General features: G+C 74.1%; 25 protein-coding genes. 14 read left to right on the forward strand and 11 right to left on the reverse strand.

Annotated elements, in window-relative coordinates; all coding sequences use genetic code 11:
* The first annotated feature begins 30 nt into the window (after window positions 1-30).
* Window positions 31-702, forward strand: coding sequence for a UbiX family flavin prenyltransferase (locus tag AB0O29_RS03895; protein ID WP_365145611.1), 672 nt, complete (start codon window positions 31-33; stop codon window positions 700-702).
* Here the strand turns inward: AB0O29_RS03895 and AB0O29_RS03900 are convergent.
* Window positions 699-833 (reverse strand): hypothetical protein, encoded by a 135-nt coding sequence (locus tag AB0O29_RS03900; RefSeq protein ID WP_281187172.1) that lies wholly within the window; start codon window positions 831-833, stop codon window positions 699-701. The genes AB0O29_RS03895 and AB0O29_RS03900 overlap by 4 nt on opposite strands.
* Before the next feature lie 121 nt (window positions 834-954).
* On the opposite strand from AB0O29_RS03900, the gene AB0O29_RS03905 reads away from it, so the two are divergent.
* From AB0O29_RS03905 to AB0O29_RS03930, 6 genes are all read left to right on the forward strand, one after another.
* On the forward strand, window positions 955-1,410 hold the full coding sequence (locus AB0O29_RS03905; protein WP_042811055.1) for an Lrp/AsnC family transcriptional regulator: 456 nt from the start codon (window positions 955-957) through the stop codon (window positions 1,408-1,410).
* Between the two features lie 60 nt (window positions 1,411-1,470).
* On the forward strand, window positions 1,471-2,634 hold the full coding sequence (mqnE, locus tag AB0O29_RS03910; protein WP_365145615.1) for an aminofutalosine synthase MqnE: 1,164 nt from the start codon (window positions 1,471-1,473) through the stop codon (window positions 2,632-2,634).
* 115 nt (window positions 2,635-2,749) lie between these two features.
* Window positions 2,750-3,274: a GNAT family N-acetyltransferase gene (locus AB0O29_RS03915; protein ID WP_365145618.1), complete on the forward strand. Its 525-nt coding sequence runs from the start codon at window positions 2,750-2,752 to the stop codon at window positions 3,272-3,274.
* Window positions 3,275-3,370: 96 nt separating this feature from the next.
* Window positions 3,371-3,676 carry a DUF4229 domain-containing protein gene (locus AB0O29_RS03920; protein WP_365145621.1) on the forward strand — a complete coding sequence of 102 codons (306 nt, stop codon included), beginning with the start codon at window positions 3,371-3,373 and terminating at the stop codon, window positions 3,674-3,676.
* Window positions 3,677-4,085: 409 nt separating this feature from the next.
* Complete coding sequence (locus AB0O29_RS03925; RefSeq protein WP_365145801.1) at window positions 4,086-5,414, forward strand: dicarboxylate/amino acid:cation symporter; 1,329 nt, start codon at window positions 4,086-4,088, stop codon at window positions 5,412-5,414.
* Between the two features lie 105 nt (window positions 5,415-5,519).
* Window positions 5,520-6,488, forward strand: a complete 969-nt coding sequence (locus AB0O29_RS03930) for a glycosyltransferase family 2 protein (RefSeq protein WP_365145804.1) — start codon at window positions 5,520-5,522, stop codon at window positions 6,486-6,488.
* Between the two features lie 15 nt (window positions 6,489-6,503).
* Here AB0O29_RS03930 and AB0O29_RS03935 read toward each other — a convergent pair whose 3' ends face one another.
* Window positions 6,504-7,715: a hypothetical protein gene (locus AB0O29_RS03935; RefSeq protein ID WP_365145624.1), complete on the reverse strand. Its 1,212-nt coding sequence runs from the start codon at window positions 7,713-7,715 to the stop codon at window positions 6,504-6,506.
* Window positions 7,716-8,208: 493 nt separating this feature from the next.
* On the opposite strand from AB0O29_RS03935, the gene AB0O29_RS03940 reads away from it, so the two are divergent.
* Window positions 8,209-9,048 (forward strand): helix-turn-helix domain-containing protein, encoded by an 840-nt coding sequence (locus AB0O29_RS03940; protein ID WP_365145627.1) that lies wholly within the window; start codon window positions 8,209-8,211, stop codon window positions 9,046-9,048.
* Between the two features lie 16 nt (window positions 9,049-9,064).
* Here the strand turns inward: AB0O29_RS03940 and AB0O29_RS03945 are convergent, their stop codons facing one another.
* Window positions 9,065-9,925, reverse strand: coding sequence for an MBL fold metallo-hydrolase (locus AB0O29_RS03945; RefSeq protein WP_365145630.1), 861 nt, complete (start codon window positions 9,923-9,925; stop codon window positions 9,065-9,067).
* A 114-nt stretch (window positions 9,926-10,039) separates the two neighbouring features.
* Here AB0O29_RS03945 and AB0O29_RS03950 point away from each other — a divergent pair, with 114 nt between their 5' ends.
* The gene (locus AB0O29_RS03950; protein ID WP_365145633.1) at window positions 10,040-10,474 is read left to right on the forward strand and encodes a MarR family transcriptional regulator; all 435 of its coding nucleotides are present in this window, start codon (window positions 10,040-10,042) and stop codon (window positions 10,472-10,474) included.
* A 19-nt stretch (window positions 10,475-10,493) separates the two neighbouring features.
* On the opposite strand, the gene AB0O29_RS03955 is transcribed toward AB0O29_RS03950, so the two are convergent.
* Both AB0O29_RS03955 and AB0O29_RS03960 read right to left on the reverse strand, forming a co-directional pair.
* Window positions 10,494-10,832 carry a hypothetical protein gene (locus AB0O29_RS03955; RefSeq protein WP_365145636.1) on the reverse strand — a complete coding sequence of 113 codons (339 nt, stop codon included), beginning with the start codon at window positions 10,830-10,832 and terminating at the stop codon, window positions 10,494-10,496.
* 28 nt (window positions 10,833-10,860) lie between these two features.
* Window positions 10,861-12,783, reverse strand: a complete 1,923-nt coding sequence (locus AB0O29_RS03960; protein WP_365145639.1) for a serine/threonine-protein kinase — start codon at window positions 12,781-12,783, stop codon at window positions 10,861-10,863.
* A gap of 230 nt (window positions 12,784-13,013) precedes the next feature.
* Between AB0O29_RS03960 and AB0O29_RS03965 the strand changes: the two genes are divergently transcribed.
* Window positions 13,014-13,499: a DUF1648 domain-containing protein gene (locus tag AB0O29_RS03965; RefSeq protein WP_365145642.1), complete on the forward strand. Its 486-nt coding sequence runs from the start codon at window positions 13,014-13,016 to the stop codon at window positions 13,497-13,499.
* A 58-nt stretch (window positions 13,500-13,557) separates the two neighbouring features.
* Here AB0O29_RS03965 and AB0O29_RS03970 read toward each other — a convergent pair whose 3' ends face one another.
* A complete protein-coding gene (locus AB0O29_RS03970) occupies window positions 13,558-14,346 on the reverse strand; it encodes a hypothetical protein (RefSeq protein WP_365145644.1) in 789 nt (262 codons plus the stop codon).
* A 238-nt stretch (window positions 14,347-14,584) separates the two neighbouring features.
* On the opposite strand from AB0O29_RS03970, the gene AB0O29_RS03975 reads away from it, so the two are divergent.
* Window positions 14,585-16,453 (forward strand): AMP-dependent synthetase/ligase, encoded by a 1,869-nt coding sequence (locus tag AB0O29_RS03975; protein WP_365145647.1) that lies wholly within the window; start codon window positions 14,585-14,587, stop codon window positions 16,451-16,453.
* 247 nt (window positions 16,454-16,700) lie between these two features.
* On the forward strand, window positions 16,701-18,224 hold the full coding sequence (locus AB0O29_RS03980) for an alpha/beta hydrolase (protein ID WP_365145650.1): 1,524 nt from the start codon (window positions 16,701-16,703) through the stop codon (window positions 18,222-18,224).
* Between the two features lie 23 nt (window positions 18,225-18,247).
* Here AB0O29_RS03980 and AB0O29_RS03985 read toward each other — a convergent pair whose 3' ends face one another.
* Both AB0O29_RS03985 and AB0O29_RS03990 read right to left on the reverse strand, forming a co-directional pair.
* Window positions 18,248-19,411: a lipase family protein gene (locus AB0O29_RS03985; RefSeq protein WP_365145653.1), complete on the reverse strand. Its 1,164-nt coding sequence runs from the start codon at window positions 19,409-19,411 to the stop codon at window positions 18,248-18,250.
* Between the two features lie 243 nt (window positions 19,412-19,654).
* Window positions 19,655-20,665 carry an AraC family transcriptional regulator gene (locus tag AB0O29_RS03990; RefSeq protein WP_365145656.1) on the reverse strand — a complete coding sequence of 337 codons (1,011 nt, stop codon included), beginning with the start codon at window positions 20,663-20,665 and terminating at the stop codon, window positions 19,655-19,657.
* Between the two features lie 116 nt (window positions 20,666-20,781).
* Between AB0O29_RS03990 and AB0O29_RS03995 the strand changes: the two genes are divergently transcribed.
* Window positions 20,782-22,506: an AMP-dependent synthetase/ligase gene (locus AB0O29_RS03995; RefSeq protein ID WP_365145659.1), complete on the forward strand. Its 1,725-nt coding sequence runs from the start codon at window positions 20,782-20,784 to the stop codon at window positions 22,504-22,506.
* Window positions 22,507-22,573: 67 nt separating this feature from the next.
* Here the strand turns inward: AB0O29_RS03995 and AB0O29_RS04000 are convergent, their stop codons facing one another.
* Window positions 22,574-23,773, reverse strand: a complete 1,200-nt coding sequence (locus AB0O29_RS04000) for a PLP-dependent aminotransferase family protein (RefSeq protein ID WP_365145662.1) — start codon at window positions 23,771-23,773, stop codon at window positions 22,574-22,576.
* A 127-nt stretch (window positions 23,774-23,900) separates the two neighbouring features.
* Between AB0O29_RS04000 and AB0O29_RS04005 the strand changes: the two genes are divergently transcribed.
* Window positions 23,901-24,758, forward strand: a complete 858-nt coding sequence (locus AB0O29_RS04005; RefSeq protein WP_365145665.1) for a hypothetical protein — start codon at window positions 23,901-23,903, stop codon at window positions 24,756-24,758.
* Between the two features lie 121 nt (window positions 24,759-24,879).
* Here AB0O29_RS04005 and AB0O29_RS04010 read toward each other — a convergent pair whose 3' ends face one another.
* Together AB0O29_RS04010 and AB0O29_RS04015 are read right to left on the reverse strand one after the other, a co-directional pair.
* Window positions 24,880-25,083, reverse strand: coding sequence for a DUF397 domain-containing protein (locus AB0O29_RS04010; protein WP_362062718.1), 204 nt, complete (start codon window positions 25,081-25,083; stop codon window positions 24,880-24,882).
* A gap of 198 nt (window positions 25,084-25,281) precedes the next feature.
* Complete coding sequence (locus AB0O29_RS04015) at window positions 25,282-26,166, reverse strand: helix-turn-helix transcriptional regulator (RefSeq protein ID WP_365145668.1); 885 nt, start codon at window positions 26,164-26,166, stop codon at window positions 25,282-25,284.
* Window positions 26,167-26,360 lie beyond the last annotated feature (194 nt).

A 26,360-nucleotide genomic window follows, 5' to 3' on the forward strand; every position in this document is an offset into this window, starting at 1 on the left:
TCGCAGGTGTGGCCGGATAGTCTCGGAGGTATGACTGAGCGCAAGCGCACCCCCTGGGTGGTGGGGGTTTCCGGGGCGTCCGGGACGCCGTACGCGGCTTCGGTGATCCGAGGGCTGCTGGCGGCGGGGGAGCCGGTGGACCTGGTGGTCAGCCGGGCCTCGCGGCTCACTCTGCTGGACGAGACCGGGATCGCCTTCCGGGACGCGCACTGGCGGGACGACCTGGCCGAGTGGCTGGCGCGCGGCGCCGACGGCAAGCCGGGGACCTTCGCGGCCGGGGACCTGTCGGACGTGCGGTACTGGGGGGCCGGGGACCTGGCCGCCGGGCCGAGTTCGGGTTCGTACCCGGTGAAGGGGATGCTGATCGTGCCCGCGTCCACGGCCTGTGTGGCCGGCGTGGCGCTCGGGCTGTCGAAGGACCTGCTCCAGCGCGTCGCGAGCGTGACGCTCAAGGAGCGGCGCAGGCTGGTGGTCGCGGTGCGGGAGACCCCGCTGAACGGACAGACGCTGAAGCATCTGGTGGCGCTGGACGAGGCGGGCGCGATCGTGCTGCCCGCCTCTCCGGCGTTCTACGCGGGTGCGACGCACATCCAGGACCTCGTGGACTTCGTCGCGGGGCGGGTGCTCGACGCGGCAGGGGTGCCGCACGGGCTGTACCGCCGGTGGGAGGGGGAGCTTGGCAGCGCCCGCCCCCGTGCTTAGCGCTTCTTGGCGCGGAGCGGCCTGCGGGTCTTGTCGTTCCGGTAGGCGGCTGCGGGCTGGTCGGTGCGGGATCGGTTGGCCAGCTCCTGGAGCTGTCGCATGTGCGCGTAGGCCATCTCGATCGTGTACACGGTGAACCACTCCTGAAGATCGTCATTGATCTGTTGAAAGATTCACAGGGTGTTGACCCTGTGCGCCTTTGATTCTATACCTAAACTTGCAGGATCGCCGAATAATGGAAGGCTCCACGTAATGGACACGGTGGACAGGCAGCTCATCCAGGCACTCCGGGAGAACGGTCGTGCCTCGTACGCGGAGCTGGGCCGTCTCGTGGGCCTCTCCGGCCCCAGCGTCACCGACCGCATCAACCGTCTCGAAACGGCCGGCGTCATCACCGGCTACCGCGCGACCGTGGCCGCCGCCGAGCTCGGCCTCGGCGTCACCGCGCTGATCGGCATCTCCCTCTCCGACGCCGCCGACCACGAGGACGTGGCCCGCCGGCTGCGCGACCTCGCGGAGATCGAGGACTGCTGGTTCATCGCCGGCGACGACTCCTTCATGCTCAAGGTCCGCGCCAGCGACGTCGACGGCCTGGAGAAGATCATCCGGAAGCTCTCCGGCACCAAGGGCGTCTCGCGCACCCGCACCACGATCGTGCTCTCCACCAAGTGGGAGAACCGGGTCGGCGAGCTGCCCGAGGACGCCTGAGAGTACGGTGGGTGGCGGTTGCACGCAGGCAGGGACAGGCAGAGACAGGGAGACACCGGCATGGACGCTGGGCTCAAGCGCGAGCTGGAGGAGAAGGTCCGCTCCGGCGAGCGGCTGACGCGTGAGGACGGCATCGCCCTCTACGAGTCGGACGACCTGGCGTGGCTGGGCGGGCTCGCCCACGAGGTGCGCACCCGCAAGAACGGTGACGTCGTCCACTTCAACGTCAACCGCCACCTCAACATGACGAACGTGTGCACCGCCTCCTGCGCGTACTGCTCGTTCCAGCGCAAGCCGGGCGAGAAGGACGCGTACACGATGCGCATCGAGGAGGCCGTCCGCCTGGCCAAGGCCATGGAGAACGAGAACCTCACCGAGCTGCACATCGTCAACGGCCTGCACCCCTCCCTGCCCTGGCGCTACTACCCGCGCTCGCTGTCGGCCCTCAAGGAGGCGCTGCCGAGCGTCTCGCTGAAGGCGTTCACGGCGACGGAGATCCACCACTTCGAGACCATCTCGGGCCTGTCGGCCTCCGAGATCCTCGACGAGCTGATCGACGCCGGACTGGAGTCCCTGACCGGCGGCGGCGCGGAGATCTTCGACTGGGAGGTCCGCCAGCACATCGTCGACCACCGCACCCACTGGGAGGACTGGTCGCGCATCCACCGCCTGGCGCACGAGAAGGGGCTCAAGACCCCGAGCACCATGCTCTACGGGCACATCGAGGAGCCGCGCCACCGCGTGGACCACGTGCTGCGGCTGCGCGAGCTCCAGGACGAGACCGGCGGCTTCCAGGTCTTCATCCCGCTGCGCTACCAGCACGACTTCGTGGACATGAAGGACGGCAAGGTCCGCAACAAGCTCCAGGCGCGCACGACGATGGCGACCGGCGCCGAGGCGCTGAAGACCTTCGCGGTCTCCCGCCTCCTCTTCGACAACGTGCCGCACGTCAAGGTCTTCTGGGTGATGCACGGCGTGCAGACCGCCCAGCTCGCGCTCCAGCACGGCGCGGACGACATGGACGGCTCGGTGGTCGAGTACAAGATCACGCACGACGCGGACAACTACGGCACCCCGAACAAGCTGACCCGCGACGACCTCCTCGAACTGATCCGCGAGGCGGGCTTCCGCCCCGTCGAGCGCAACACGCGCTACGAGATCATCCGCGAGTACCCCGGCCCGGACGCGTCGCTGCGCGAGACCCCGCAGGCGATGCGCGTCTGACGCCGCCCCGCACGGCCCCGAGAGGCCCCGGTCCACGGCGGACCGGGGCCTCTCGCGTGCCGGAAGCCGCCCGAAACCCGTTGCCCGGCAGCTGGGTAATGGATAGCTTTCCTCTGTGACCCTTACTTTTACCTTCGATCCCGTCGTCGACCCCGCCCTCCGCGACGGCATCGCGGAGATGTGGACCGAGGTCTCCAACGCCGGCGGCGCGGTCGGCTTCGTCCCGCCCGTCACTCTCGACGACATCCGGCCCGCCCTCGTCAAGCACCTCGTCGCGATGGCCGAGGGCCGCCACCGGCTGCTGGTCGGGCGCGACGCGGACGGGAACGTGGCCGCCGCGGCCTTCCTCGCCCTCAACCCGCACCGCCTCATGAAGCACTGGGTGTACGCGTACACGGTCATGGTCGGCCCCGCCCTCCAGGGCCGCGGCGCCGGCCGCGCCCTGATGGCCGCCCTCGCCGACGCCGCCCGCACGCTGGAGGGCGTCGAGGCCGTCGTCCTGGAGTGCCGGGGCGGCATGGGGCTGGAGCACTTCTACGCGGCCTGCGGCTACAAGGAGGTCGGCCGCATCCCCGGCGCCATCCGCGTGGCCCCCGGCGACGACCGCGACGGCATCACGATGCTGCTGCCCCTGCACTGAGGCCCCCCGACGCCCGTGCGCGCAGGCCCGGCGTGCTTCACTGGACCGGTACCTCCCGACGTGTCCGACGTTTCCGATGAGAAAGAAGGGGTCATCGTGTCCCTCAAGCCGAGTGCGGCGATCCGCTACACCGCGATGCGCCTGGTCATCTTCGTCGGATGCCTGGTCCTCGTCGCCCTCCTGGTCCACTTCGGCGTCGTGCCCAAGGGTCTGGGTGCCGCCAACCCCGCCTGGGTCGTGCTCCTCGCGCTCGTGCTCTCCGCGCCGCTCTCCTTCGTGCTGCTGCGCAAGCAGCGCGACGCGATGTCCGAGCAGATCTCCGGACGCGTCGCGGATGCGAAGCAGAAGCTCGCCGCGAACCGCAGCCAGGAGGACGAGGCGGACGACGCCGCCCGCGCCTGACGCCCCCGGACGCGCCTGACGCGTCCGGCCCCACGCGCACGCCCCTTCCGCGAGCCCCAGCGACGGGAACACCCCCCCGCCACGCTGGGGCTTCGGCGTTCCCGGGGTTGCCCGGGACCCGCGGATCCACCCCTTCGCGATCATTGCTCAAAGCATCTCTTTGGGTTTCTCAAAGCGGAAGTGTTAGCGTGTTCAACATGTTGACCTCCGCAGCGCACTCGATGACCCCGGGCCTCCCGCTCGTGGCGCGCCTGCACGTCGACCTCTGCCGCCGCGTGTCAGCGGCCTGTTGCCGCTGTCGCTGAGCGCCCGCAGCAGCGGTCGCCGGCCGGCCCGGCCCCTTTCCGGCTGCCGCCGTACCGCATCCCCCGCAGAAACCTTCCGCCGTACGTCCGTGCGTCCCCCGGAGATTGCCGTGTCCGCGTCCTCCCAGGCCCAGGCTCCCGCCAAGGCCTCGTTCAAGTTCCCCTTCTGGGCCCAGATAGTCGCCGGCCTCGCGCTCGGCGTCCTCTTCGGCTGGATCGCCCGCAGCCAGGACGTCAGCTGGCTGAAGACCACCCTCGAACAGGTCGGTGACATCTTCATCCAGCTGCTGAAGCTGGCCGTCGCCCCGCTCGTGTTCTTCGCGATCCTGGTGTCCATCACCAACCTGCGGAAGGTGAACAACGCCGCCCGCCTCGCCACCCGCACGCTGCTCTGGTTCATGATCACCTCGCTGATCGCGGTGGGCATCGGCCTCGCGATCGGCCTGCTGACCGACCCGGGCGCAGGCACCGGCCTCACCCCGGCCGACGGCAAGGAGCCCAAGCGGCACGGCTCCTGGATCGACTTCCTGACCGGCATCGTGCCGAAGGACATCATCACCCCGTTCACCGAGCTGAACGTCCTGCAGATCGTCTTCCTCGCCGCCGTCGCCGGCATCGCCGCCCTCCAGCTCGGCGCCAAGGCCCAGCCCGTCCTCACCATCGCCGAGTCGGTCCTGGAGCTCCTCCAGAAGGCCCTGTGGTGGGTCATCCGCCTCGCCCCGATCGGCACCGTCGGCCTCATCGGCACCGCCATCGCCAGCTACGGCTGGGACCTGATCGGCAAGTACGCCACCTTCACCGCCGACATCTACATCGGCTGCGCCCTGGTCATGTTCGGCGTCTACCCGCTGCTCCTCGCCACGGTCGCCAAGGTCAACCCGGTCCAGTTCTTCAAGGGCGCCTGGCCCGCCATCCAGCTGGCCTTCGTCTCCCGCTCCTCGGTCGGCACCATGCCGGTCACCCAGAAGGTCACCGAGCGCCTCGGCGTCCCGAAGGAGTACGCCTCCTTCGCCGTCCCGTTCGGCGCCACCACCAAGATGGACGGCTGCGCCGCGATCTACCCGGCCCTCGCCGCGATCTTCATCGCCAACATCTTCGACGTGCAGCTGGGCATCAAGGAGTACCTGCTCATCGCGTTCGTCTCGGTGGTCGGCTCCGCCGCCACGGCCGGCCTGACCGGCGCGACGGTCATGCTCACCCTGACCCTCTCCACCCTGGGCCTGCCGCTGGCCGGCGTCGGCCTGCTGATGGCGATCGACCCGATCCTGGACATGATGCGCACGGCCACCAATGTGGCGGGCCAGGCCGTCGTCCCGGTCCTCGTCTCCGCCCGTGAGGGGATCCTCGACAAGGAGGCCTACGCCGCCGCCTCGTCCTCCCCGCTGGACGAGGCCCCCGCCGCCCAGCCGGCCCCGGTCGCCGTCGCCGCCTGACGCGGCGCCGCGCACCGCACCGCCTCACACCGCGGCCCCCGCCCCCGTCCGGGCGGGGGCCGCGGCGCGTTCCTCCGCGTGCCGGGTGGTGGGGGTTCGCGCATGATGAGGGCTGTGCACGACATCCCCGGGGGCGGGCCCGTCCTGTCGGTCGCGGTGCCCGTCTTCAACGAGGAGGAGGTGCTGCCCGTCCTGGCGGCGCGGCTCCGGCCGGTCCTGGACGGGTGCGGGGAGGCGTACGAGGTCCTCGCCGTCGACGACGGCTCCACCGACCGCACCCCCCTCCTGCTGGAGGAGCTGCGCACCGTCTGGCCGCAGCTGCGCGTGGTGACCCTGCGCCGCAACAGCGGCCACCAGGCCGCCCTCACCGCCGGCCTGCGCCGGGCCAGGGGCGCCTACGTGGTCAGCATCGACGCGGACCTCCAGGACCCGCCCGAGGCCATCCCCGAGATGCTCGCCCTGGCCCGGGCGGAGGGCCTGGACATCGTCTACGGCGTACGGAGCGACCGCTCCACCGACAGCGTCTTCAAACGCCGCACGGCCGGCGCCTACTACCGGCTGATGCGCCGCCTGGCCGGCGCCCACGTCCCCGCCCAGGCGGGTGACTTCCGGCTGCTGTCCCGCGCCGTCGTCGACGCCCTCAAGTCCCTCCCCGACCAGCAGCAGATCTACCGCCTGCTCATCCCGTGGCTCGGCTTCCCCAGCGGACAGGTCGCCTACCAGCGCGCCGAGCGGGCCGCGGGGACCTCCAAGTACCCCCTGCACAAGATGGTGCTGCTGGCCTTCGACAGCGTCACCGGCTTCTCCGCCCTCCCGCTGCGCCTCGCCACGGCGATCGGCGCCCTGAGCTCCCTGGTCTGCCTCGGCTTCCTCGTCTGGGCGGTCACCGTCTACGCCACCGGCAGCCCGCTGCCCGGCTGGAGCTCCCTGATCATCACCATGCTGTTCTTCGGCGCAGTCCAGCTCTTCTGCCTGGGCATGCTCGGCGAGTACGTGGCCCGGATCCACACGGCGGTCCAGGCCCGGCCGACCTACGTCGTCGCCCGCGACACGGCGGAGGAGGACCGGCGGTAGCGGCCCGGGTGGCCCTCACACCAGCACCCCGGAGAAGAACATCGCCCCCAGGAGGGCGTACTGGACCGCGCAGGCGGCCAGCAGCGGGACCTGCGCCCACGGGGACATGCGGGCGACGAGGACCAGCCCGACGAACATCTGGGCGTGGTTGCGGTACCAGGACATCTGCGCCCCGGCGACGAACGGCACCAGGAACACCGCCACCGTCGCCACCAGCGCGGCCCACTCCACGACGGAGAGCCGGCGGTGGCGCAGCAGCAGGACCGCCGCCGTCGCCGCCACCAGCACCACGAAGGCGGTGTTCAGCCAGAACTCCGGCCGGTGCGCGGCGAGGGAGTGCTCCACCAGCCAGGGCAGGCGTCCGCCGGGCGCCTTGGGGGTGTACCAGTCGCGGAAGGGGACGGCGTAGGCCCGGGCCATCTCCGCGAAGGGCTGGCGCAGGTCCCCCTGCCCGTAGCTGGACCGCTGGATGGTCTCGTACGCGTCCCAGTGCCCGGTCGCCTGCCACATCAGCCATTTGGCCCACAGCATCCCGCAGCCGGCGACCGCCGCCGACGCCAGCGCCTTCGCGCACCGGCGCGGCCGGGTGTCCCCGGGCCACGCGAAGAGGGCGGAGGCCAGCAGGACGACGACGGCGACGGCGCCGACCGGGTGGCAGGCGACCGCCGCGAACCCGCCCGCCGCGGCCGTCCGCCAGGACCCGCGCCCGAGCCCGGCGACGCAGACGAGCAGGGCCAGGGTGGCGAGGGAGAGCGGGAAGAGGGCGTGGAAGTAGATTCCGCCCGGGAACACGGCGGCGACGGCCAGGGTGAGGCCGGTGGCCCGGGTCAGGACGGCGCCGAGCAGCCACCACAGCACCGCGAACATGCCGAGCAGCGCGGCCTCGGTGACGAGGAGGGCGGACAGCTCGTAGGACGGCCCGGCGGCGGACACCGCCCGCACGGTCATGGGGTAGCCGGGGAACCAGGCCACGTTCCCGCAGGTGACGTCGGGGAAGTCCGGGTAGCGGTCCCGGCAGCGGAACATCTCGTAGCCGCCCCGGGCGATGGACAGGTAGTGCTCGGAGTCCCAGCGGCGGCGGGCGGCCGTGGACCAGTAGGCCACGCGGGAGCCGTCACCGGCGACGGAGGCGCGGGCCACCGCCCAGGTGACCAGGTTGGAGACCAGCCAGGCGACGGCCGCCGGCAGCGCGGCACGGAGCCGGCCGGGCCGGAGGGATCGGATCATCTCCCCGCCAGTCTGGGCACGCTCCCGGCCACCCCGCACCCGGAGCACCGCCGGACGGCTCAGCCGGGTCGTGGTGGTCGGGGTCGTGGTCGGGGTGGCGGGCATTCGGCGGGTCCCCCTACGGGCACCGGCCCGGTGGTCCGGCCGTGACGCGGAGGGCCGGGATGCGGAGGCGGGCGACGCCAACCAACCAAGGTTGGTGGGTGGGTAAAACCAACCGACCCACCCCCCTGACCCCCCGTTTCGGCTCCGCTCACTCACATGGGTGAACTGTGGCAACTCGGCTGGATTTGGGGGAGGTTGGCTGGCATATGCTCGCCGCGACAACCCCAGACATGAGACGGCCCCCGTCGGGACTGGCATCCCGGGCGAGGGCCTGACCAACTAGGAAGAGACCACCTTCCCAATGGCTCCTGCGCAGCCTAACGCGCCCACGCGCGCCTCGTCCCGTGTTCTGGCCGGGACCGTCCGTTCAGGTGTCATCCACGTCAACGTGGCGGACGACGGCCCCTCCGTCGAGGTGGGCGACCACCTCTCCCGGCACCCCGAACTGTCCCTGCTGGCGATCGGGCTCGCGGTGCACATCCGGTCCCTCCCCGACGGCAGCCCGGTCGGCATCAAGTCGCTGGCCGAGCGGTTCCCCGAGGGGGAGGTGCGGATCGCCGGCGGGCTGCGGGAGCTGGAGGCGGCCGGGTACCTGGAGCGCAGGCGGGTGCGGACCGGGGGCGGGCGCGTGGTCACCCGCACGGTGTTCTACAGCCGCCCGGCGGCGGTCCCGCCACCGGACGGTCCGCCCCCGCCCCCGCCGCCCCCACCGCCGGCGGACCGCGCACCCCTCCCCGAGCCGGTGCCGGTGCCGGTGCCCTCGCCCGTGGCGGAAGCGCCCGCGCCGGACCGCGAACCCGTCGCCGTGGGCGGCGTCGTGCGGCTGCCCGAGGCGCCCGGGCCGAGCGGACCCGTACGGCGGGAGGCGCTGGAGCTGCTCGCCCGGCTGCGCACGGACGATCCGCGGCTGCTGCTGAGCGAGCGGGACGTACGGCGGCTCGCGCCCGACCTGAGCACCTGGCTGGAGCGGGGCGCCGAGCCCGAGGCCGTCCGGCGGGTGCTCGCCGCCGGGCTCCCGGCCGACATGCGCAGCCCGGCCGCCGTGCTCGGCTACCGGCTGCGGGCCGGGCTCCCGCCGGAGCTGCCCCGCGAGGCGCCGCCGCCCCGGCCGGGGCGGTACCGGCCCGACCCCTTCCAGACCTGCGACGGCTGCGAACGCGCCTTCCGCGCCCCCGTGCCGGGCCGGTGCGACGACTGCCCGCCCGAGGGGATCGATACCGCCGCGTGAGGCCGCCGGCGGGGCGTCAGGCGTCGACCGGGTGCCAGGACGTACCGGCGGAGGTCCGGGTGACCCGGCCGAAGACCACGTCCGCGAAGTGGACGCCGAAGCCGAGGGTGTCCGGTTCGGAGAGTTCCGCCAGCAGGCGGTGGCGGTGGGTGGCCGTGGCGGGGAGGTCGTGGTCGAAGGCCGAGGACCAGGACGGGTGGGCGGTCTGGATCGGGGAGTGCATCGCGTCGCCGAAGGCGATCAGGCGGCGGCCGCCGCCCGTGATGACGTACTCGGTGTGGCCGACGGTGTGGCCCGGGGCGACGCGGACGCGGACGCCCGGGAAGACCTCCTCGTCGTGGGTGAGGGTGCGGACGTTCTTCGCGAGGGCCGCCGCCACCTCGTCCTCCAGGGTGTCGCGGCCCGCCCACTCCGGCTCGGAGATCAGGAACTCCGCGTGGTCCAGGAGGGGTTCGCGGGCCCAGCCGAGGTGGTCGGAGTGGAGGTGGGTGAAGGCCACCGCCTCGATGTCCTCGGGGCGCCGGCCCGCCGCGGCCAGGCTGGCGGGGAGGTCGCCGCCCCGGCCCGAGTGCAGGGGGCCCTCCGGGAGTGCGAAGGCGTGCGGGCCGAAGCCCGCGTCGATCAGGAGGGCGCGGCCGCCGTGTTCGACGAGGAGGGAGCCGACTCCGGCCGCCAGGCTGCCCGTCTCGTCCAGGTACTCCGGGTGCGCGGCCCAGGTCGCGTCGGTGCTGTCCGGGAGCACGGCCAGGGGGCGCAGGCGGGCGACGCCGTCCGGGAGGTAGGTCACCTTGGTCTCGCCCAGGTGGAGGGAGCGCAGGCCCGAGGGGCGGTTCAGGCGGGTGGCGTCCGGGTGGACGGGTGCGGTCAAGTCGGGCATGGCTGCTCCCTGTTGAGGTGCGGGTCGACGGAGACGGTGATCACCATAAGCATCAAGCTTGAATCATTCAAGCTGTAAATGTTTCGGCTTGATGGGGTTGTTAGGGTGGACGCCATGACGAAGTCCCCCGAACCGCAGTCCCAGGCCGTCGCCGAACGGCAGCTCTGCGGGCTGGTCGACGGGCTCGCCCAGCGGATCTCCGAGCACGTGCGGGCGCGGGCCGCGGCCCTCGGGCTGACCGCCGCCCAGGCGACCGCGCTGCGGGAGATGAGCGGGCCGATGACCATGCGGGAACTCGCCGAGCGGATGAACTGCGAGCCCTCCAACGCCACCTTCGTCGTGGACAGGCTGGAGGGGAACGGCCTCGTCGAGCGGCGGCCGCACCCCACCGACCGGCGTGCCAGGCACCTCGTGCTGACCGGCGAGGGCGCCGCGCTGCGGACGCGGCTGCTCGACCTGCTCCACGTCGACTCGCCCGTGGCCTGCCTCGCGCCCGACGAGCAGCGGGTGCTGCGCGAGCTGCTGGAGCGGGCCGTCACCGGCTCCTGAGGGCCGGGGGGCCGAGGCCTCAGAGCGTCTGGACGCGCAGGAAGGCGAGCGAGGCCAGCGCGAAGGGCGCCGCGTACCACCAGCGGCCCAGAGTTCGGTGGAAGAGGGGGACCGCGGTGAGCAGCAGCCCCGCGAAGCACAGCGCCACGCACATCTGCGCGGTGAAGCGGGCGTCGTCGCGGACCGGGTCGTAGGGGCCGCCCTCGGGGCGCAGGCCGAACGAGACGAAGCAGAGCCAGGCGGCCGGCAGGTAGAGGAAAACGGCCAGCGGAGCGCCCAGCACCCACCGCAGGCAGCCCCGGTCCGCCGGCAGGTCGACGCCCTCGCGGCGACGGGGACGGCTGTGCTGGATCGTCATGGCCACATCATCACTGCCGTGCGGGCCGTCAGGGGAAGCGCCACACCCGGACGGTGGCGTCCTCGCTGCCGCTGGCCAGGTGCGCCCCGTCCGGGCTGAACGCGACGGCGGAGACGGCGCCGGTATGCCCGTTGAGCCGGTCCATTCCGGTGCCGTCGGCCACGTTCCACAGCCGGACGGTCCGGCCGCCGCCGCTGGCAAGGGTCCGGCCGTCGGTGCTGAAGGCCACCGACCGGACCGCGCTGTTGCTGCCGGCGAGGACGGCGGCGGCCTTGGAGGCGTTGGCGCGCGTGCCGGCGTCCCACAGCCGGATGGTGGTGTCGCCGCTGCCGCTGGCGAGGGTCTTCCCGTCCGGGCTGAACGCCACCGACGCCACGTGCGCGGTATGGCCGGTGAACGTGGCGACGGAAGTGCGGGCGGCGACGTCCCAGAGGCGGACGGTGCCGTCCTCGCCCCCGCTGGCGAGCGTCCCGCCGTCGGGGCTGAACGCCACCGAGCGCACGGCGGCGGTATGGGCGCGCGGGAGGGCGACGCCCGTGCCGGCGGCCAGGCTCCAGAGGCGGACGTCGCGCCCGTCGGCGTCCGCGAGGAGCGTCCTGTCCGGGCTGAAGGCCATCGACGCCACCTCGGCGGCCGTACTCAGCCGGTCCTTGGCGCTGCGACGGCCCACGTCCGCCAGGGTGATCGAACGGTCCGGGCCGCCGCTCGCCAGGACCGTGCCGTCGGGGCTGAACGCCAGGCACGTCACGGCCCACGAGCCGGCGGGGAAGGGGGCGGCGGCGGAGCCCGCGGTCATGTCCCACATCCGGATCACCCGGTCGCCGCCGCCGCTCGCGAGGAACCTGCCGTCCGGGCTGAAGGCCACCGACTGGACGGCGTCGCCGTGCTTCGTGACGACCCCTCCCGAGCGGCCGTCGGCCGCACCGCCCCCGCCCCCGGTCAGCCGCCACACCGCGTACGTCCCGCCCCCCACCCCGGCCGCGGCCGCCAGGCCGCCGAGGAGCAGGTTGCGGCGCGTGGGCCCGGGCCGGCCGGTGAGCCGGGTGCGGCTCCCGGGCCCGCCGGGCCGCCGTCCCCCGAGGGCGCCGGTGCGCCCGGTCCGCGGCCGGGGCGGCGGCAGGGGCGCTCCCGGGTCCAGGAGGGCGCGCAGCCGGTCCGCGACGGCGGGGGCGTCCGGGCGGTCCCCGGGCTCCTTGGCCAGCAGCTCGTCCACCAGTTCCGCCAGCGGGGCCGGCACGTCCGCCCGTACGGCGTCCGTCGCGGGCGGGGTCTCGTCCAGGTGGCGGCGCATCAGCGCCCACGCGTTCTCGCCGGGCGGGAACGGCGGCTCGCCGGTCAGCAGCGCGTGCAGGGTGCCGCCGAGCGCGTACATGTCGCAGCTCGCCCCGACCTGTTCGCCGCGCCACTGCTCGGGCGCCATGTAGACGGGCGTGCCGAAGACCCGGCCGGTGGCGGTCAGGGCGGCGGTGGCGTCGGAGGTGCGGGCGATGCCGAAGTCGCAGATCTTCAGGCGGCCTTCGGTGAGCAGGAAGAGGTTGGCGGGCTTCAGGTCCCGGTGCACCACCCCCTGCGCGTGCGCCGCGGCGAGGGCCCGCGCCGCCTGGAGCCCGAGGTCCAGCACCTCCGGCAGCGGCAGCCCGGCGGGGTGCGCGCGGATGCGGCGGGACAGGTCCTCGCCCTCCAGCAGCTCCATCACGATGAACAGCCGCTTCCCGTGCCGCCCGGTGTCGTGGACGACGGTGAGGCCCGGATGCCGCAGCCGCGCCCCGATCTCGGCCTCCCGGCGGAACCGGCCCAGCAGTTCCTCGGAGGCGTCGAACTCCAGCAGCACCTTCACCGCGACGTCCCGCCCGAGCGTGCGGTCATGGGCCCGCCACACCTCGCCGGACCCGCCGTGCCCCAGCTCGGCGTCGAGCCGGTACCGCCCGGCCAGCTCCTCTCCCGCCCGCATCGCTCCCCCTGCCCGCCGCCCGAACCACGGTCAACCGCCGCCGTGGCAGGGGTCATTGTGCAACACCGGTCCGACGGCGGGCGGGGGACGGCGTACCGGTTCACGCTCCCGTGGGGACCCGGCCCCGCCCCTCCGCGAAACGGACACATGGGAGATGCTGGAACACGTGCGCGCCCCGGTGACCAACGGGGCGCGCGGGACCGGATCCGTCGAGACGACTGGGGGATGACGTGAAGAGCCGTGCGGTGTGGGGAGTCGCGGGGTGGGGGGCCGGGGTGCTGGTCCTGCTGGTGGGGCTGCCGCTCGCGGCCGCGGGGAGGTTGCCGGATCCGGTGGCCACGCACTGGAGCGGGGACTCCGGCGCGCCCGACGGGTCGATGGGGCTGTGGGCGGCGGTGCTGTTCCCGGCGCTGGTGTGGGCGGTCGTGGTGGCCGGCGTGGCGTTCGGGATCGGACGGGCGCAGCTGCGCGGCTGGGCCCTGGGGGCGCTGGGCTTCGGCGGGGTGATGCTCGCGGGGGCGCAGGCGTCGATCGTGCGGGCCAACCTGGACGCCGCCGAGTGGCGGCAGGCCGGGTCCGTGAGCGGGTGGCTGGTCGCGGTGGTGATCGCCGTGGCCCTGCTCGCCGGGTTCGGCGCGGCGGCGCTCGGCCGCCGGGAGGCCGTCGCGGAGCCGCCGGCCGGGGCCGGGCCCGGGGCGGAGGTCCCGGAGCGGTGAGCGTGGACGGCGCCGCGCGCGGCGCCGCCCCGCTCGACCCATCGACCGTGAGGAAGGGTCAGCGGCGGGCGTACGAGCCGAGGCCCACCAGGCAGTACACGTACTCGTTGATGACGCTGCCGTTGATCGTGTACCGGTACGAGAACCCGTACTCCGTATCGGAGTTCTCGTCGCAGCGGCTCATGTCCGAGGTGCCGGGGAAGCGCTGGACCACCCGGTAGTGGGCGTCGTCGGCCTTGCAGGAGACCTCGTGCACGCCCGTGACGCGGGTCGCCGTCGTCGAGTCCGGCAGCTGTCCGTTGAGGCAGGTCCCCTCCTCGAAGGGGCGGGGGGCCTCGGTGGTCGGCGAGGGGGAGGGGAGGCCGTAGCCGGGGACGGCGGCCGGAGCCGTCCCCGGGTCGGGGGTGTACGCCGGGGGGCTGTACGCGGGCGGGGTGTACGGCGGAGGGCTGTACGGGCTGTACGTCGACGAGGGGGTGGCGGAGGCGGTGGGGCGGGAGTGGTCGTCGCCGCTGCTCGCCACCACCACGCCGATGATCACGGCGGCGGCCACGCCGAGGCCCAGCAGGCAGCCCAGGGCGCCCGACTTCCCGGAGGGCGGCGACGAGGGCTGCTGCACCGTGACGGGGCCGAAGGGGCCCGGCACGGTGGGGCCGTGCGCGGCGGGCCGGGCCACCCGTATCCGCACCCGCACCTCCTGGTCGCCTACGCGGGCCCGTACGAGGTCGCCGTCGCGGGTCGGCGGTATGCGCAGCCGCGCGGTTCCGGACGCGAGCGGGACGTCGACGGTCGCTCCGGCGGCGGCCTGGGCGGGGCTGAGCGTCAACTGGATTTCCTCTGACGACACCGGCTGCTCCTCAAAGTGGCGGCGCCCTGGCGGACTTGGGGGATTCTTCCCCCTCCTCCCCGGCTGACGCAGCCGTTCCGGCAGGTCGGGACGGGTCCGTGAGGTGTGCGGACCTGGGGTGGAGATCGTTCGCGGGGTGTGGAGCTGTGGAGGAGGGCTGGTCCGAGGGGTGTTCGAGCGGGGAGGGGCCTGCGTAGATTACCGGCGGTAACCCCCGATCGACCGAGGAGAACGAGCCGTGGACGCTGCCGAGCCGACGCTGGTCGAACCCGTCAAGACGATCGTCGCGGGAGTCGTGCGGGAGGCGGCGGTGCCCGCCCTCGCCGGGATGCCGGCCGGCGGATCGCTCGGGGACCTGCCCTTCCTCAACGCCCGCGAGGCCCCGGACGAGCCGGTGCTCGCCCGCAAGGAACGCGACGGGACCTGGCGGGACGTCACCGCCGCCGAGTTCGCGGCCGAGGTGCTCGCCGTCGCCAAGGGGCTGATCGCCGAGGGGCTCGCGGAGGGCGACCGGCTCGCGATCATGGCCCGGACCACCTACGAGTGGACCCTGCTGGACTTCGCCGGCTGGGCCGCCGGACTGGTCACCGTACCGATCTACCCGACCTCCTCCGCCCTCCAGGCCCGCTGGATCATCCACGACTCCGGCGCCGTCGCCTGCGCCGTCGAGGACACCGTCCAGGCCCGGCTCATCAGCGCCGAACGCGCCCACCTCCCCGGCCTCGCGCACCTGTGGGAGATCGACACCGGCGCCGTCGCCCGCCTCGTCAAGGCCGGGGAACACCTCCCCGACGCCATCGTGCAGGCGCGCCGGGCCGCCCGTACGCCCGACTCCTACGCCACCCTCGTCTACACCTCAGGCACCACCGGCCAGCCCAAGGGCTGCACCCTGACCCACGGCAACTTCTTCGCCGAGGTCGACAACGCGGTGGCCCTCCTGCACCCGGTCTTCACCTCCGTCAGCGAGGACCCCGCCTCCACCCTGCTCTTCCTGCCGCTGTCCCACGTCTTCGGCCGGATGGTCGCCGTCGGCTGCATGCGCGCCCGCGTGAAGCTCGGGCACGCGCCCAGCATCGCGACCGAGGACCTGCTCGCCGACCTCGCCGGCTTCCGGCCCACGTTCCTGCTGGCCATCCCCTACGTCCTGGAGAAGGTCTACAACACCGCCCGCGCCACCGCCGAACGGATGGGCCGCGCCGCCTCCTTCGACCGGGCCGCCCGCATCGCCCAGCGCGTCGGCGAGGCCGCCGAGGGGGGCGACCCGCCCGGTCTGATGCTGCGGGCCGCCCACGCCGTCTACGACCCGCTGGTCTACCGGCGCATCCGCGCCGCGCTCGGCGGCCGGGTCCGCTACGTCCTCAGCGGCGGCTCCCCCCTCGGCCGGCGCCTCGCCGCCTTCTACACGGGCGCGGGCGTCGAGGTCTTCGAGGGGTACGGGCTCACCGAGACGACGGCCGCCGCCACCGTCACCCCGCCCCTGCGGCCCCGCCTGGGCACGGTCGGCTGGCCGCTGCCCGGCACGGCGGTGCGCATCGCCGACGACGGCGAGGTGCTGCTGCGCGGCGGGCACGTCTTCGCCGGGTACTGGAACGTCTCCGCGCAGCCGGCCGGCGGCTGGCTGGCCACCGGGGACATCGGCGAGCTCGACGCCGACGGCTACCTCACCATCACCGGCCGCAAGAAGGACATGATCATCACCTCCGGCGGCAAGAACGTGGCCCCCGCGCCCCTGGAGGACTGGCTGCGAGCCCACCCGCTGGTCGGCCAGTGCATGGTGATCGGCGACAACCGGCCCTACGTCGCCGCGCTCATCACCCTGGAGCCGGAGGGGCTCGCGCACTGGCGGCAGATGCACAAGAAGCAGGGAGTGCCGGTGCGGGAGCTGGTCACGGACCCGGCGCTGCGGGAGGAGCTGCAGCGGGCGGTGGACGAGGCGAACAAGCTGGTGTCGCGGGCGGAGTCGATCCGGCGGTTCGCGGTCCTGGCGGGGGAGTTCAGCGAGGCCGGGGGGCAGCTCACGCCGTCCCTGAAGCTGAGGCGGGGTGTCGTCGAGCGGGATTACTCGGAGGAGATCGAGGCCCTGTACCGGGCGCCGCGCGGGGCGTGACCCGGCGCGGGCCGTTGCGGGGGCTCCGCCCCCGGACCCCCGCGCCTCAAACGCCGGCGGGGCTATAGATAGCCCGCGCGGCGTTTGAGCGCACCGGGCGCGGAGCGCTCGGTATCGGGGTCAGGGGCGGAGCCCCTGGGAACGGTGGAAGGGCGGGTAGGGGACCGCCCCGCGCAGCGGCGTGCGGGTAAGGCGCGGCCCGCTTATCGTGGGCTGACCGGACGGGGGGCCACCCGAGGAGCGTCCCGTGCGCCGTGCCCGGATACGTACCGCCGCCTGCGTCACCGCCCTGACCGCCGCCGCCCTCGCGGCCACCGCCCCCGCCGCCGGCACCGGCACCGGCCCGACCCCCACCCCCACCGCCCCGCGGATCCGGTGGGGCGACTGCCCCCAGAAGCCCGTCCCGGCAGGGATGCGGTGTGCCACCCTCAGCGTTCCCCTCGACCACGAGCACCCCGGCAAGGGCACCACCCGCGTGGCCCTCGCCAGGATCCCCGCCACCGGCCCCGCCCGCGGCCGCCTCGGGTCGCTGCTGCTGAACTACGGCGGCCCCGGCGCCCCCGGCATCGCCTCCCTCGCCGCCGACCCGGTCCTCTTCGCGAAGCTCGGCGAACGCTACGACCTGGTCGCCTTCGACCCGCGCGGGGTCGGCCTCAGCGAGCCCGTCTCCTGCGGCGGCGTCCAGGAGGCCGACCCGGGCACCGCGCCCGGCGATCCCGCCGCCCAGCTGGCGGCCCTCCGCGCCGAGGTCCGCCAGTGCGAGCGGCACTCCGGGCGCGTGCTCCCGTACATCGGCACCGTCCACGTCGCCCGCGACCTGGACCTCGTCCGGCAGGCCCTCGGCGACCGGAAGCTGAACTACCTCGGCTTCTCCTACGGGACCCGGCTCGGAGCCGTGTACGCCGCCCTGTTCCCGCAGCACACCGGCCGGATGGTCCTCGACGGGGTCGACACCCTCACCGAACCCCTCACCGAGCAGGCCCTCGCCTCGGCGCGCGGCCAGCAGCGCGCCCTGGACAACTTCCTGACCTGGTGCGCCCACCAGGAGCACTGCGTCTACGGCACCAACACCCGCACCGCCAGGGAGAAGGTGACCGCCCTCGTCGCCCGCCTCGACGAGCACCCCCTGACCGGCACCGGCGGCGCCCCCTTCACCGGTGACGACGCCGTCCTCGCCATCGGCTCCGCCCTCTACGCCAAGACGTCCTGGCCCGATCTGGCCGCCGCCCTCGCCCGCGCCGAGCGGGACGCGGACCCCGCCGGCCTGGAGGGGCTCCTCGAACCCCCCGCCACGGCCCCCGCGGGCACCCCCTCCAAGGTCCCCGCCGACAACGCCGAGGCCGCCCTCACCGCCGTGAACTGCGCCGACGACCCCGACCGGAGCGAGGAGAAGGCCGACCCGGCGAGCATCGCCAGGGAGATCGACGGCCTGGGCGAGCAGTTCCGCCAGGCCTCGGAGATCTTCGGGCCGCGCCAGCTGATGACCGTCCTGTCCTGCTACGGACGCCCCGCCGGCAGCGACTTCACGCGCCGCATCGACCACCCCGGCGCCCCGCGCATGCTGCTCGTCGGCACCCGGGGCGACCCGGCGACCCCGTACGAGTGGACGGAGGAGACGGCCCGCCGCCTCGGCTCGGCCGTGATCGTGGACTACAAGGGCGACGGGCACACCGGCTACTCCTCGTCCGCCTGCGTACGCGGCTACGCCGACGGCTTCCTGACCGACGGCCGGCTCCCCGCCGGGACGCGCGCCTGCCCCGCCGGCGAGTGAACCGGCGGGGCGGAGAGGGGACTTCAGCAGTCGGGATGGGTGGCCCGGCCCGCGAAGCGGTCGGCCAGCCAGGCCGCGGCCGCCGGGGCGTGCGTGATGGCCCCGGTGACGTGCTCGCCCAGCAGGATCGTGTCGAACTGGAGGTCCGCGCCGCGCGCGCACCAGTCCGACCGCAGCTGCCGGCCCACCGCGTACGGGATGAGCTCGTCGCCGACCGCGTGGTACTGGAGCACCGGCGCGGCCGGGGCCGTCCGGCCGAGCCGGCTCTGGCCCAGGCGGGCCTGCCAGTCGGGCTGCGCGAGCGGGTCGCGGGTGGTCAGGTCGGAGATCCGCTTGAAGGAGCCGGCGATCGCGTCGATCGCCACGCAGTTCTCCTTCATGCCCTCGACCAGGGCCCGGCCCGCCGGGTTGAGGTAGGAGTCCAGCCTCAGCTCGGGGAAGGCCGCGTCCTGCCCGGCGGCCGCCATGAAGATCAGCCCCGAGCCGTAGGAGCCGTTGTTGAACGCGGCCACCTTCATCAGGTCCGCCGGGACCCCGCCCGTCGCCGTGCCCTTGACCTTCAGCTCCGGCGCGTACGAGCCCTGGAGCTCGGCCGCCCAGCCGCTGGCCTGGCCGCCCTGCGAGTACCCCATGATCCCGACCGGGGTGTCCGCCCCCAGCCCCGCCTCCGGCAGCCGGATCGCGGCCCGGGCGGCGTCCAGGACGGCGTGCCCGGCCGAGGGGCCGACGGTGTAGGTGTGCAGGCCCGGGGTGCCGAGCCCCTCGTAGTCGGTGACGACCACCGCCCAGCCGCGCAGGGTCAGCTGCTGGATCAGATTGGCCTCGGCGGAGGTGCCGTCGGGCAGGTTGGCGCTCGGCGCGCAGGAGTCGCCGAGCCCGACCGTCCCGACGGCGTAGGTGATCAGCGGGCGGGGGCCGGTGCGGCCGTCCTGCGGGACGATGACCGTCCCGGAGACCACGTTCGGCGCGCCGTCGGCGGTGGTCGAGCGGTAGTGGACCTTCCAGGCCCGGGTGCCGGTCGGCTGCCCGGGCAGCGGGTGGAAGGCGGAGGGGGCGCTGGCGACGACGTCGCCGGGCCGGGCGGCGGCGGGGCCCTCCTCGGCGCCCTGGGCGGCGGCGGCCGGGGCCCAGGCCGCGAGGACCAGGGCGGCGACGGCGGCGGCCAGGGAGGTGCTGCGGACACGCATGGGCGGAACTCCCAACGTCCGTGTGGGGGTAGGTAGCTCGAAGCTAGTGACCGACCGCTCGGCATGTCGCTGACCGCGCAGCTCACTTTCCCTGGCCCCGCCCGCCACCACCCGACCGGCGGAGGCCCGGCTCCGCCCGCCCCGCCACCCGCTCGGGACCGCCCGCCGGCCGCCGCGCGCCACCCCCGCCCCCCGCTCCGGCCCGCCCGCCGGCCCTCGCTCCGGCCCGCCCGCCGGCCCCCGTCAGCCGCCCGAGGCGATCCGGTACGCGCCCGGGGTCGTCCCCGTCCAGCGGCGGAACGCGCGGTGGAAGGCGGTGTCCTCCGAGAAGCCCAGCCGGGCCGCGAGTTCCGCGATCGGCTCGCCGCTCTCGGCCAGCCCCGCGATCGCCGCGTCCCGCCGCACCTGGTCCTTCAGCCGCTGGAAGGAGGTCCCCTCCCGCTGGAGCCGCCTGCGCAGGGTCGCCGGGGACACCGCCAGCCGGGCCGCGACCTCACCGAGCTCCGGCAGCCCCGGCGCCCCGCGCAGCCCCCGGGCCAGGGAACGGCGCACCTGCTCGGCGACCGTCGTCCCGTACTCGGGGCGCGACAGCAGGTCGAAGGGGGCCCGCCGCAGCATCGCGTCCAGCGCGGGCTCGTCGCGCACCAGCGGCGCGGTCAGCCAGCGCGCGTCGAACACGGCGGCCGTCCGCTCTGCCCCGAACCGCACCGGGCAGTCGAACAGCACGTCGTACTCGCCCCGGTGCGGCGGCGCCGGGTACGCGAACGAGGCCCCGGAGAGGGGGATGCGGCGCCCCACCATCCAGCTGCTGAGCCGGTGCCAGATCGCCAGCACGCACTCCGACAGGAACCGCTCCCCGTCCCGCCCCAGCTCCCCGCGCACCGTGAACCACGCCTCGCCGCCCTCCACTTCGAGGGCCAGCTCCGGCCCGCCGGGGAAGAGCCCGTAGAAGGCGGCCGCCCGCTCCACGGCCGCGCCCAGGTCCCGGCAGCCCACGCAGGCGTAGCACATCATCGCGAAGGTCCCCGGCCGGCTGGGCACGGCCGACAGCCCGAGGAACTCGTCCCGCGTGGTCCGGTACAGCGCCCGGAACAGCCGGGCGAACTGCGCCGGGGTGACCCGCGCCCGGTCGTCGCCGAGCAGCAGCGGCGGGATCTGCGCCTCCTGCAGCAGCGGGACGAGGTCCACGCCGCCGTGCCGCGCCCCCGCGAGCACGGCGCGCACGTGGTGCACGCTGACCGTCCGCCTCCCCATGCCCCGACGGTAGCCCGGGTGAGCGCCGGGGTCAGCGGGGCTGACGCTTCCGGTCATGCCGTCCGGGCCCTCCCGCGCCCACCATCGGGGGGTCACCTATCCGGGGAGGGCGTGCGATGGACGGTCGGCCGGGCACTCTGGCGGTGTTCACCCAGTGGACGGGGGAGCGGTACGGGCCGCTGACGGCCCTCAGGTTCCGCGCCCCCGACGGCGGCTGGCAGACCCGTACCTACGCCGAACTGGCCGCCTCCGCGAGCGAGGTCGGGCGCGGGCTGCTGGGGCTGGGCGTCGGGCCCGGGGAGCGGGTGGCGGTGCTCGCCGAGACCCGGCCCGAGTGGACGTACACGCACTTCGGGGTGCTGGCGGCGGGCGCGGTACCGGTGCCCGTGTACCCGACGGCGGGCGAGGAGGAACTGGCCTGGGTGCTGGCCGACTCCGGGGCGGTCGCGGCCGTCTGCGAGGACGCCGCGCAGGCCGCCCGGGTGGAGGCGCTGCGGCCGGGGCTGCCCGCGCTGCGGGAGGTCGTACGGATGGACGAGCCGGTGCGGGTGCGGGCGCCCGGGGCCGAACTCGCCGCGCGGGCCGCCGCCGTGACCCCCTCGGACGACGCCGCGATCGTCTACACCTCCGGCACGACCGGCCCGCCGAAGGGCTGCCGGCTCACCCACGGCAACCTCGGGGCCGTCCAGGACGCCACCCTCCCGCTGGTGGCGGGCGGGCCGGGGGACTCCACCTACCTGTACCTGCCGCTGGCCCATCTGCTGGCGCAGCTCATCCAGTTCACCACCCTGCTGGAGGGCGGGGAGCTGTGCTACTTCGGCGGCCGGGTCGAGGACGTGCTCGCCGAGCTGGGGCGGGCCCGGCCCACGCACCTGCCGTCCGTGCCCCGGCTGTTCGAGAAGGTCCACGCGGTGGTGCTGGCGCTGGCCGAGGGGAGTGAGGGCGGGCGGGAGCGGTTCGAGGAGGCCGTGCGGCTGGGCGTCCTCGCGGCCGAGGACCGGCTCCCGCCGGAGGACCGGCCGGCGTACGAGGCGGCGGAGCGCTCCCTGTACGCCCCGGTCCGGGAGGCCTTCGGCGGCCGGCTCCGGTGGGCCCTGACCGGCGGCGCCCCCATCGCCCCGGCCACCCTGGACTTCCTGCGGGCCTGCGGGATCCGCGTGTTCGAGGGCTACGGGATGACGGAGTCCGGCGGGGCGATCAGCCTCAACCACCCCGGCGCCGTCCGCCCCGGCACGGTGGGCCGCCCCCTCGCCGGCTGCGAGGTGCGGATCGCCCCGGACGGGGAGGTGCTGGCCCGGGGCCCGATGGTCTTCCCCGGCTACCACGCGAACCCCGCCGCGACGGCGGAGGCGCTGGACCCCGACGGCTGGCTGCACACCGGGGACCTCGGCGCCCTCGACGGCGACGGGTTCCTGTCCATCACCGGCCGCAAGAAGGAGCTGATCATCACCTCGGCCGGGAAGAACATCACCCCGACCGAGGTGGAGTTCGCCGTCCAGCACGCCTCGCCGCTGGTCGGGCGGGCGGTGCTGATCGGGGACCGGCGCCCGCACCCGGTGGCGCTGATCGCCCTGGACACGGCGGAACTCGCCGCCTGGGCGGCCCGCGAGTCCCTGGACCTCGGCCCCGCCCCGGCCGCCCACCCGGCCCTGCGCGCCCACCTCGAACGCGCCGTGGCCGCCGCCAACGCCACCGTCTCCCGCCCGTCCCGGATCCGTGCCTTCCACGTGCTCGCCGAGGAGCTCTCCGTAGAGGCCGGCACCCTGACCCCGACCCTCAAACTGCGCCGTGCGGCGGTGGCCGAGCGGTACGCGGCCGAGATAGCGGCGCTGTACGGCTGAGCCCGGGACGGCCGAGCCCGGGACGGCCGAGCCCCGGACGGCCGGGCCCCCGTACGGCGGGGCCCCGTCAGGCCAGGGCGCGGCGGAGCCGGTCCAGGCCCTCGGCGATCTCGTCGGGGGTGTGGGTGGTGAAGGACAGCCGCAGGGTGCGCGGGTCCGGGGCGCCGGTGAAGAAGGGCGCCCCGGGCACGTACGCCACGTCGTGCGCGACGGCCGACTTCAGCAGGGGGGTCGCGTCGTACTCCTCCGGGAGCCGGGCCCAGACGAACATGCCGCCCTGCGGGCGGTTCCACTCCGAGCCCTCCGGGAGGGCCGCGCCGAGGCCCGCGAGGAGGGCGTCGCGGCGCGCCCGGTAGGCCTCGCGGACCCGGCCGACGTGCGCGTCGAGGTCGTGGGCGGCGAGGTAGTGGGCGGCGGCCAGCTGGTCCACCGTCGAGGTGTGCAGGTCGGCCGCCTGCTTGGCGACCACCGCCGCCCGGCGCAGGGCGGCCGGGGCGCGCAGCCAGCCCAGGCGCAGCCCGGGGGCCATCACCTTGGAGAAGCTGCCGATGAGGGCGGTGCGGTCCTCGGCTCCCGGGTGGGCGGCGAGCCAGGGCTCGTGGGCGCCCTCGTAGCGCAGGTCCCCGTACGGGTCGTCCTCCACCAGCCACAGTCCGAGGCGGGCGGCGGTCCGCGCCACCTCCGCGCGGCGCTCCCCGGGCAGGGTGCGGCCGGTGGGGTTCTGGAAGGTGGGGACGGTGTAGAGGAGCTTGGGGCGCTCCCGGGCGGTGATCTCGGCGAGGGCGTCGGGCAGCAGGCCCTGCTCGTCGCAGGGGACGGGTATGACGCGGGCCCCGGCCATCCCGAAGCACTGGAGCGCCGCGAGATAGGTGGGGTTCTCGACGAGGACGGTGTCCCCGGGCTCCACGAGGGTGGTGGTGACCAGGGTCAGGGCCTGCTGGGAGCCGGTGGTGACGAGCACGTCGTCGGCGGTGGTGGGCAGCCCGCGCCGTCCGGCCCGCGCGGCGACGGCCTCGCGGAGCTCCGGGGCGCCCTCGGTGGTGGAGTACTGGAGGGCGCGGGCGGCGGAGGCGGCCCCGGCGAGGGCGCTGTCGTAGGCGGCGCGGATCCCGGCCGTGTCGAAGAGCTCGGGGGCGGGCAGCCCGCCGGCGAAGGAGATCACCCCGGGGCGCTCGGTGAGCGCCAGGATCTCCCGTACGGGCGAACCGCCCACCGCGGCGGCGCGGGCGGCGAAGGCGGGCAGGGGAGCGGGACCGGCAGTGGGCATGGGGGCTCCTTCGGGTGGCGGGTGAACGCAGCCTAACCAGGAAGGATGCAGAGGGCACCTACCATTTCGAGGGGTGAACACCCCACGCCCTCTCGCGAACTGACGGCTCATCAGCTACACCGGTGGCATGACGAGCAGACAAGAGCGGGAAGAAGAGGACACCCGGGCCGGGGACTACGCCGAACTCGCGGCCGTCGGCCCGTACGGGGTCCGTCCCGGCCACGCCCTGATCACCATGGTCGAACCGCACCCGGGCCACGAGTACGCGTACAACCGCTGGTACGAGGACGACCACTACTACGCGGGCGCGATGGCCATGCCCTGGATGTACGCGGGCCGCCGCTGGGTGGCCACCCGCGACCTCCAGGAGCTGCGCTACCCGGACAAGTCGGCGGTGGCCCAGCCGGTCACGGCCGGCTGCTACCTGTCGACGTACTGGGTCACCGAGGGCCGCTACGACGAGCACATGAAGTGGACCGTCGGCATCAACAAGCGCCTCAATCGCGACGGCCGGGTCTACCAGGACCGTACGCACGTCTTCACGGCCTTCCAGGACCACGAGGCCACCGTCTACCGCGACGGGGCCGCCGGCCCCCGCGACTTCCACGCCCTGGACCACCCGTACGCCGGGCTCGTCCTCCAGGTCGTCGACGCCGAGGGTCCCGAGCGGCGGGCGGAGCTGCTGGAGTGGCTGCGCTCCCGGGCCCTGCCGCGCCGGCTGCACGGCTCGCCCGCGGCGATGGTGACCGTCTTCCGGCCGACGCCGCTGCCGGGCGACCGGATGACCTACGTCAAGCAGGTCGAGGGGGTGGACGAGCGCCTCACCCTCCTGTGGTTCCTGGAGGCCGACCCGCGCACCTGCTGGGACCGCTTCCAGGGGCTGGACGCGGAGGTCGCGGAGTCGGGGCTGGGGCGGGTGGAGCTGGTCGCGCCGTTCATCCCGACCGTGCCGGGGACCGACCGGTACGTGGACCGGCTGCGCTGACCTCCGGCCCGCGGCGGGGAGGGGGCCGGCCGTCCGTCCGTACGCGGACACGGCCGAGCCCCCTCGGCCAGGACGGCGTGCCGGTCGAGAGGGCTCACGTCGGGGTCGTACGCCTGGGGGTTCAGGCGCGGTGACCCTCGACGACGTCGGTCACGAAGGAGGTCCAGGAGCCGGGGGCGAAGGTGATCGACGGGCCGTCCTGCACCTTGGAGTCACGGACCGCGATCGCCTCGGTGACGGGGGACTTGACCTCGACGCAGGCGCCGTTCCCGCCGGAGTAGGAGGACTTGGTCCAGTTCTCGGTGCCGCCCTGACGAATACCCATGGTTCTTCTCCGGTTCAGAGAGTGGTTCCGGGAGTTCCCGGCTGCGTGCCGGCACCATTTCCCGGGCCGACGTGATCGACGCTACCGGCACCTCCCGATGGGGGAAGGAGGCATTCACTCGACCGGGTGGCATATTCGATTCAGGCCTTCTGTGGCCGGGGACCGACGGTGTACGGTGCCGGACCCCCTGCCACCTCCCTACTTCGCCAGGGCCGCGTAGTGGTCGATGACCTGGGAGATGAACTGCCGGGTCTGCTCCACATTGAGGGCCTGGGCGCGCAGGTGCTCGTACATCACGCTGTATTTCTGGACGTCGTTCGCCTTCTCCAGGTACAAGTCGCTCGTGACGCCCTCGATGTAGACCACCGTCGAGTCCGAGGCGTCCGGGAATTCCAGAATCGCGTACTGCCCGTTCACGCCGGGATGCGCGCCCATCGAGAACGGCATCACCTGCACGGTGATGTACGGCTGCTGCGACTGCTCTATCAGGAACTGCAGCTGCCGGATCATCAACTGGGGATCGCCCACGTGCCGGCGCAGCACCGCCTCGTCGATCACCGCCCACAGCCGCAGCGGCCCGACCTCCGCGTTGTTGTTGTCCGTCTCGGACAGCCGCTTCTGGCGGTGCATCCGGACCTGGACGCGCTTCTCCACGTCGGCGGGGGCCGTCTCCGGCAGCGCGCCGCGGATCAGCGCCTGGGCGTACTCGGGGGTCTGGAGCAGCCCGGGGACCATCTGGGGCTCGTACGTGCGCAGGCTGGCCGCGTCGGTCTCCAGGCCGATGTAGACGCTGTACGGGATGTCGCCGAAGGCGTGCCACCAGCCCTGCTGGCGCGAGTCCTTGGCCATCTGCATGAGCGAGTCCACCAGCCGGGGGTCCTCCACCTCGTACACCTCGCACAGGTCGCGGACGTCGCGCTGGCTGATGGAACGGCGGCCGTTCTCCAGCCGGCTGATCTTCGACTGGGAGACGAGGAGGCGCTCGGCGACCTGCTCGGCCGTCATGCCCTTGTCCTCGCGGAGCTTGCGCAACTCCATGCCCAGTCGGCGGCGTCGGACGGTGGGATTGACATTGGACGCCACGGGATCGGCACCTCCGCCTTCTTCAGTAGCTGTCTCTGTGCGTGTCTGATGTTCAGCAGACTGCCACCGAAGGGTGTGACGGCGCTGGGGAACGGCGCGGAAAAGCGGACACGCGGGGTGGCGGAGCCGGTGAACGGCTCCGCCACCCCGCGTGCGCGCGGCTCCCGGACCGGGTCCGTGGGGACGCCCGGCAG

It is taken from the genome of Streptomyces sp. NPDC089915 (assembly GCF_040684675.1).
Classification (GTDB): domain Bacteria; phylum Actinomycetota; class Actinomycetes; order Streptomycetales; family Streptomycetaceae; genus Streptomyces.